Annotated in this window: 7 protein-coding genes; 1 reads left to right on the top strand and 6 read right to left on the bottom strand. The window is 73.2% G+C overall.

The features are described 5' to 3' along the window. Positions 1 to 61: 61 nt before the first annotated feature. Positions 62 to 550, bottom strand: coding sequence for a DUF427 domain-containing protein (locus tag AB1207_RS06020; protein ID WP_367636919.1), 489 nt, complete (start codon positions 548 to 550; stop codon positions 62 to 64). Between the two features lie 46 nt (positions 551 to 596). After that, complete coding sequence (locus AB1207_RS06015) at positions 597 to 1,463, bottom strand: LysR family transcriptional regulator ArgP (protein ID WP_367636918.1); 867 nt, start codon at positions 1,461 to 1,463, stop codon at positions 597 to 599. Positions 1,464 to 1,533: 70 nt separating this feature from the next. Between AB1207_RS06015 and AB1207_RS06010 the strand changes: the two genes are divergently transcribed. Further along, positions 1,534 to 2,136, top strand: coding sequence for a LysE/ArgO family amino acid transporter (locus AB1207_RS06010; RefSeq protein WP_367636917.1), 603 nt, complete (start codon positions 1,534 to 1,536; stop codon positions 2,134 to 2,136). A 15-nt stretch (positions 2,137 to 2,151) separates the two neighbouring features. On the opposite strand, the gene AB1207_RS06005 is transcribed toward AB1207_RS06010, so the two are convergent. From AB1207_RS06005 to ngcE, 4 genes are read right to left on the bottom strand one after another with little or no spacing between them, the layout of a single operon-like run. Continuing rightward, on the bottom strand, positions 2,152 to 3,135 hold the full coding sequence (locus AB1207_RS06005) for an N-acetylglucosamine kinase (protein ID WP_367636915.1): 984 nt from the start codon (positions 3,133 to 3,135) through the stop codon (positions 2,152 to 2,154). Further along, the gene (locus AB1207_RS06000; RefSeq protein ID WP_367636913.1) at positions 3,132 to 4,022 is read right to left on the bottom strand and encodes a carbohydrate ABC transporter permease; all 891 of its coding nucleotides are present in this window, start codon (positions 4,020 to 4,022) and stop codon (positions 3,132 to 3,134) included. Before AB1207_RS06000 ends, AB1207_RS06005 begins: the two co-directional genes overlap by 4 nt. Further along, entirely contained in the window at positions 4,019 to 5,026 is a 1,008-nt protein-coding gene (locus tag AB1207_RS05995) for a carbohydrate ABC transporter permease (protein WP_367636912.1), read from the bottom strand. The genes AB1207_RS06000 and AB1207_RS05995 overlap by 4 nt, the downstream gene beginning before the upstream one ends. After that, a complete protein-coding gene (ngcE, locus tag AB1207_RS05990; RefSeq protein WP_367636910.1) occupies positions 5,023 to 6,429 on the bottom strand; it encodes an N-acetylglucosamine/diacetylchitobiose ABC transporter substrate-binding protein in 1,407 nt (468 codons plus the stop codon). The genes AB1207_RS05995 and ngcE overlap by 4 nt, the downstream gene beginning before the upstream one ends. Positions 6,430 to 6,456 lie beyond the last annotated feature (27 nt).

Genomic DNA, 6,456 nt, shown 5'->3' with positions numbered 1-6,456 from the left:
TCGATGGAGGCGAACAGTAATAGCTGCGGCGGGGGGGGCGCCCCCCCCCCCCGACGCCAGGTCACCAGCCCATCGTGCCCGGTGCGCCCTTGAACGGGCCGGTCACCTCCGAACTGATCCACCCGCCGTAGAAGTCCCCCTCCTGCGCCTGGACCTCCTCGTCGTCGAGCAGGCAGCGCACCCCCGAGGGGTAGAACGACAGAGCCCCCTGCAGCGCCGCGAACGCCGGGGTCGGCTGCCGGTAGAACCAGGCGGCCCGTGGTCGCAGCACCCGTCCGTCCTCACCGACGAGGTCGACGTAGGACGCCTGCCCCTTCCACTCGCACCAGCTCCGACCCTCCGCGGGGCGGACCGCACCGGGGAGCACGGCGTCGGCCGCGACGTAGTACGTCGGCGGGTGCGAGGTCTCCAGCACGCGCCACGCCCGTGGCGCCTGCTCGGCGGGCAGGACGTCGACGATCAGCCGGCCCTCGGGGTCGTGGATGCGCACGCGCCGGCGCGCGGGTTCGAGCCGCGGCGGACGCGGGTAGTCCCAGCAGGATTCGCTCACGCAGGTCAGGGTCGTCCCGCACGCCGCGCACCGCGAGCGGAGCGCGTCAGCGCCACGCCGCCAGCACCGCCGCGCTCAGCCGGTCGAGCGAGGGCGACCCCACCTTCCACCGCTGCCAGTGCAGGTCGACGTCCAGCCCGCCGCCGGGGTCGAGATCGACGAGCGGGTCCTGCAGCTCGGTGGTGACCTGCTCGGGCAGCAGCAGCCCCCAGCCGAACCCCAGCCGCACGGCCTGCCCGTGGTCGGCCGTGGCGGGGACGTGGTGCCGGGGACCGCCGGGGCTGCCGTACCGGCGCAACCAGCTGTCCTGCAGGTCGTCGTCGCGGTCGAACACGACGAGGGGTGCGCGGGCCAGCGCGGCCGTGTCGACCCCGTCGGGGAACCACCGGCGGACGAACCCGGCGGTCGCGAACGGCTGGTAGTGCACGGCACCGAGGCGGGTGGCCCGGCAACCGGGCACCGGGTCGGCCTCGGTCGTCACGGCCGCGACGACGCTGCCCTCGCGCAGCAGTTCGTGCGTCCGCTCCTGGTCCTCCCGGCGCAGGTCGAAGCAGAACTCCCCCGCCAGCGGCGCGAGCGCGGGCAGGAACCACGTCGCGAGGGAGTCGGCGTTGACGGCGACCGGCAGGACGGTCAGCGCGTCGGCCGGCCGGACCGCCCGCTCGGTCTCGGCGGCGAGCAGGTCCACCTCGCGCGCCAGCCGGAGCACGGCCTGCCCGGCCTCCGTGGGGCGCGGCGGTCGGCTGCGCACGAGGAGGGGACGGCCGGCGGCGGTCTCGAGGGCCCGCAGGCGCTGGCTGACCGCGGACGGCGTGACGTGCAGGGTCCTCGCGGCGGCCTCGAACGAGCCCTCCGCGACGACCGCCGTCAGCGTGCGCAGCTGCGCCAGGTCCCAGTCGACGCCCTCGCTCATGAAGCGATGCTAAAGCTGCGACAGATTCCTGAGCTGGAGTGCGGGCACACCGGTCCCTACCGTCGGGGACGTGCTCACCCTCCTCGCCGGGCTGGCCTTCGGGCTGTCCCTCATCGTCGCCATCGGCGCCCAGAACACCTTCGTCATCCAGCAGGGGGTCCGCGGTGAGCACGTCGGCGCCGTCGTGGCGGTGTGCATCGTCAGCGACGTGCTGCTCATCGGCGTCGGGGTCGCGGGGGCGGGCGCTCTCGTCACCGCGGCGCCGGGTGTGCTGACGGTGCTGCGGCTGGCGGGGGCGGCGTTCCTCCTGGCCTACGGCGCCCTCGCGCTGCGGCGGGCGTGGCGGCCGGGGGCGTTGCGTGCGGACACCTCGGGAGCGGCCGTCCCGCTGGCGCGGGTGGTGGCGACCACGGCCGCCCTGACGTGGCTGAACCCGCACGTCTACCTCGACACCGTCGTCCTGCTCGGCTCGGTCGCGGCGGCCCACGGCGCCGACCGCTGGTGGTTCGGGGCGGGCGCCGCCCTCGGCAGCGTCGTGTGGTTCACGCTCCTCGGACGCGGCGCCCGACTCCTGCGCCCCGTGTTCGCCCGCCCCGCCGCCTGGCGCGTGCTCGACGTCGTCGTCGCGGTCGTGATGGTCGTGCTGGCGGTCCAGCTCGTCTCCCGCGCCTGACCACGGGCCGCCTGCTCACCCCGCGCTGCGGCGCAACGCCTCCAGGGCGTCGGTCGGCAGGCCGATCGCGCGCAGCGCCAGCGCAGCGGCGCCGAGCAGACCGTCCTCGGCGGGCAGCACGGTCCGGCCGGCGAGGGCCGCGCGCAGGCCCGGGGCCGGGGACCCTTCGGCACCGCGCCGCCACACCCCGCCGCCCACGACGAGAGGCCCCGGCCCGTCGACGGCGCGCACGAGCGCGGCCAGCTCCTCCTGCGCCGCGGTCACGACGGCCTCGGCCACCGGATCGCCCGCGTCGGCCGCGGTGAAGCAGGCGGGGGCCAGCCGGGCCAGCCGGACGGGGTCCGTGCCGTAGACGAGGTCGACGATCTCCCCCAGCACGAACGCGCGCCCCTCGCGGGGGCGTCGGTCGTCGACGAGCCCGAACTCGGCGAGGAGCGCCGGGGTCAGCGCGGTCGCGGGGCCCGTCCCGTCGAGGTCGGAGGTCACGGCCCGGGCGACCTCGCGCCCCATCCAGAACCCCGCCCCGGCGTCGCCGAGGAGCCAGCCGTTGCCGCCGACGACCCGTTCCAGGGCGCCGTCGCGGACCCGGGCGGCGACCGAGCCGGTGCCGGCCACGAGGGCCGCGCCGGTGTCGTGGTCCCCGTCGTCGGGGATCGCGGAGTGGAACATCGCGAGCAGGTCCGACACCCGGCGGAACGGGGCGCCGGGGTCCAGACCGAGGTGGTCGACGAGGCGGTCCCGCGGCACGAGCCGGTCCGAGCCCGCGGTCGCCAGCACGGTGGACCGTACGTCGCCGCCGGTGACGCCGGCCCCGGCGAGGGCTTGCACCACGGCGTCGCGCAGCGCGCCCAGGGCCGCCTCGACGCCCACGGCCGAGGGGTTCCCCGGCCCGGACCCGGCGCGGGCCAGGGGATGCCCGGCCGGGTCGAGGACGAGGGCCCGGGTCGTGCTGCCCCCGGCGTCCAGGGCCAGCACCACCCCGGAGGGGGCTGGCGTCACTTGAGCCCGCCGGCCGACACCGCACCCTGCAGGCGGCGCTGGAACACGAGGTAGACCACGAGCACCGGGACCACCGTCATGACGGCGCCGGCGAACAGGGCACCGAAGTTCACGTCGTACCCGGCCTGGGACGCGAACGCCGCGAGCCCCTGGGTGAGGACGTAGTTGCTGCGGTCGGAGTTCAGGACCACCGGCAGCAGGAACTGGTTCCACAACCCGACGAAGTTCAGGATGGCCACGGCCGCCATCCCCGGTCCGGCCATCGGCAGCATGACCTGGAAGAAGGTCCGCCACTCGCTCGCGCCGTCGATCGAGGCCGCCTCGGCGATCTCCCCCGGCAGCTCCTCGAAGAAGCTCAGCAGGAAGAACACCGTGAAGGGGTAGGCGTAGGTGGCGTAGCTGAGGATCAGCCCCGGCAGGGTGTTGAGGACACCGACCTGCTGGAGGATGAAGAACAGCGGGACGACCGCCAGGAAGACCGGGAACGTGAGCCCCGCGACGATGAGGTAGCGCAGCACCGTGCGGCCGCGGAAGTCGAACCGCGCCAGCACGTACGCCGACATCGCCCCCATGACCATCGTCAGCACGAGCGCGGAGAAGACCACGACGACCGAGTTGAAGAAGTACGACCCGATGCCGGCGGTGTTCCAGGCGTCGACGTAGTTCTGGTACCGCCACTCGCTGGGCAGCGAGAACGGCGAGGCGAAGATCTCCCGGTTCGTCTTGAAGCTGGAGACGACCGTCCAGGCGAAGGGCAGCAGGACCAGCAGCGACCAGATGCCCAGCACGGTGTGCGAGGTGACCGCGACGGTCCGCTCCCCCGACGGGCCACGCCGCTCGGGACGGGCGGGGGCCGCGGTGGTGGCGACCCGGGTGTCGGCGCTCATGCGCGTGCCCCCCGGGCGTTCCGGCGGGCCAGCGCCTGGCCGACCCCGAGCACCAGACCGGTGAAGGCGAAGGTCAGCACGGCCAGCACCACCCCCATCGCGCAGGCCAGCCCGAAGCGGCCCTCCTTGAACGCCGTCGAGAAGATCTGCTGGGTGATGACGAGGGTCGAGTTGCCCGGCCCGCCGTCGGGGTTCATCGCCGCGAGGAACACGAAGGCGTCGAGGGCGAAGATCCCCAGGTACACGTACGCCGTCCGCAGCGAGCCGGCGATCCCGGGGGCAGCGATGAAGACCGCCGTCCGGAACCGGCCGGCGCCGTCGATGCGTGCCGCCTCGAAGATCTCGGCCGGGATGGCGCGGATCGAGGCGACGAACAGGACCATGTAGAACCCGACGAAGCTCCAGACGATGACGACGACCACCGCCCACAGCGCGGTCGAGGGCTCGCCCAGCCACGCGAAGTCCTTGAACCTGCCGAGCCCCAGGCCCGTGAGGACCCCGTTGAGCAGCCCCGCGCTGGGGTCGTAGACCCGCCCGAAGATGATGCCGACGACGATGGCCGGCACGACGTAGGGGAAGAACGACACGACGCGGTAGAACGACGAGCCCGACAGCCCGCGGACGGCCCCGGTCGAGGAGCCGCCGAACGTCAGCAGGCAGGCGAGGGCGAAGCTCAGGACCAGGGTCACCGCGGGCACGACGAGCAGCAGGACGAGGCTGTTGCCGACCGCCTGGAGGAAGAGCCCGTCGGTCAGCAGCCGCTGGTAGTTCTCCAGCCCGATGAACTCCTGCGTCGAGGTGAACCCCGACCAGGAGGTGAGGGAGTACCACGCCGCCTGCGTGAAGGGGTAGAGGACGAACAGCAGGTAGAGCGCGACCGGCACCCCGAGGAAGACGACCACGAGGCTGACCCGGTCGAACGTCCACCGCTTCCGCGTCGCCGCCGGGGGGCGGGAGGCCCCCCGGCCGGTGACGCGGGTCGGGGTGCCGGGCAGCGCGCTCACGACACCTTGACCTTGACGATGCTGGAGTCCTCGCGGGTCTGGTCGAACTGCTGCTGCAGGCCGCTGGTGAGACCGGCGACGTCGAGCTGGCCGGACAGGAACCCGTTCCAGAGCACGTTGTTCTGGCTCGTGAACCCGTACACGTCGTTGAAGTTGAACGTGTAGGTGTCCTCCCCCGCCGCGTTCAGCATGGCGATCTGCGAGGCCAGCGCGGTCGAGCCGAAGGCGTCCTCCGGCACGGTGTCCTTGACGACGGTGGAGGACAGCTTCGTCTTGGCGAAGTTCGTCGCCGCCTCCTTCGACAGCATGATCCGCAGGACCTCCATGCCGCCGGCCTTGTTCTTCCCCTTGCTCGGGACGACGAACGGCTCGCCCGCGCTGGCGTGGAAGGCGGTGGCCGGCATGGCGGCACCGGAGGTCACCGAGGGCGGCGGCGCGCCCGTCATCTGGAAGTCGGGGGCGGTCTGGGACTTCATCTCGTTCTCGATCCACGAACCCGACGGGTACAGGATCGCCTCCTGCGCCTGGCTCCACTGGGCCTGGGCCGCGGTGAACTGGGTGCCGGCGCCACCGGGCCGGAAGTAGCCGGCCTTGACGGCCTCGGACATCTTCCCGAACACGGCCTGGACCGCGGGATGGCTCCACGCGTTCGCCTCGAGGTTGCCGAGGGCGACGCGCACCTCGTCCCCGCCCTCCTTGACGGCCGAGTCGACGGCCAGCGTGAGGTAGTACGACGCGGCCTCCTTGCCCCAGCAGAAGAGGTACTTGCCCTTCTCCTTGGCGGAGGCGCCGAGGGCCAGGGCGTCGTCCCAGGTGGCGGGGGCCTTCCAGCCGTTGGCGTCGAACAGGGACTTGGAGTACCAGAGGCCGTAGACGGTGAGGACGTAGTTCAGCTGCACGAGGCGGCCGTCGTAGGTGCCGTCGTCGAGCATCCCCGGGTAGAGGGTGTCGGCGATGACGTCGCCGTCGGTGTTCTTGGCCTTGGTGAGCGGGGTGAGGTCCTCGAGCTGCGCGGCGATCGTCGCCAGGCCGATGGCGTTCGCGCCGGAGTTGTCGAGCAGGTCCGGCGGGTTGCCGCCGACGAAGCGGGGCTGCAGCTCCTGCGCGATCTGGGTCGAGGGCGACACCGTCAGCTTTCCGCCGTCGTGCAGGTCGGCGTACTTCGCGGCCGCGAAGGAGACGTAGTCGGTGCCGTAGCCGCCGTCGAAGATGACGGCGTCGACGGCCGCCCCCTTCGCGACGCCGAACGGGTTCTGCTCGCTGACCTCCCCGGTGGGACCGGAGTCGCCGGAGTCCTCGTTCCCGCCGGAGGCGGCGCAGGCCGCGGTGGCGGCGGGCACGAGGGTCCCGGCCAGGACCAGTCCCAGGAAACGTCGGCGCTGCAGGGTGGTGGACTCGCTCACGGTGGTTCCTTCCGGGTGGACGGGCGG

Source organism: Kineococcus endophyticus, assembly GCF_040796495.1.
In the GTDB taxonomy this organism is placed as follows: domain Bacteria; phylum Actinomycetota; class Actinomycetes; order Actinomycetales; family Kineococcaceae; genus Kineococcus; species Kineococcus endophyticus.
This window is presented reverse-complemented; position numbering and strand designations above follow the sequence as displayed.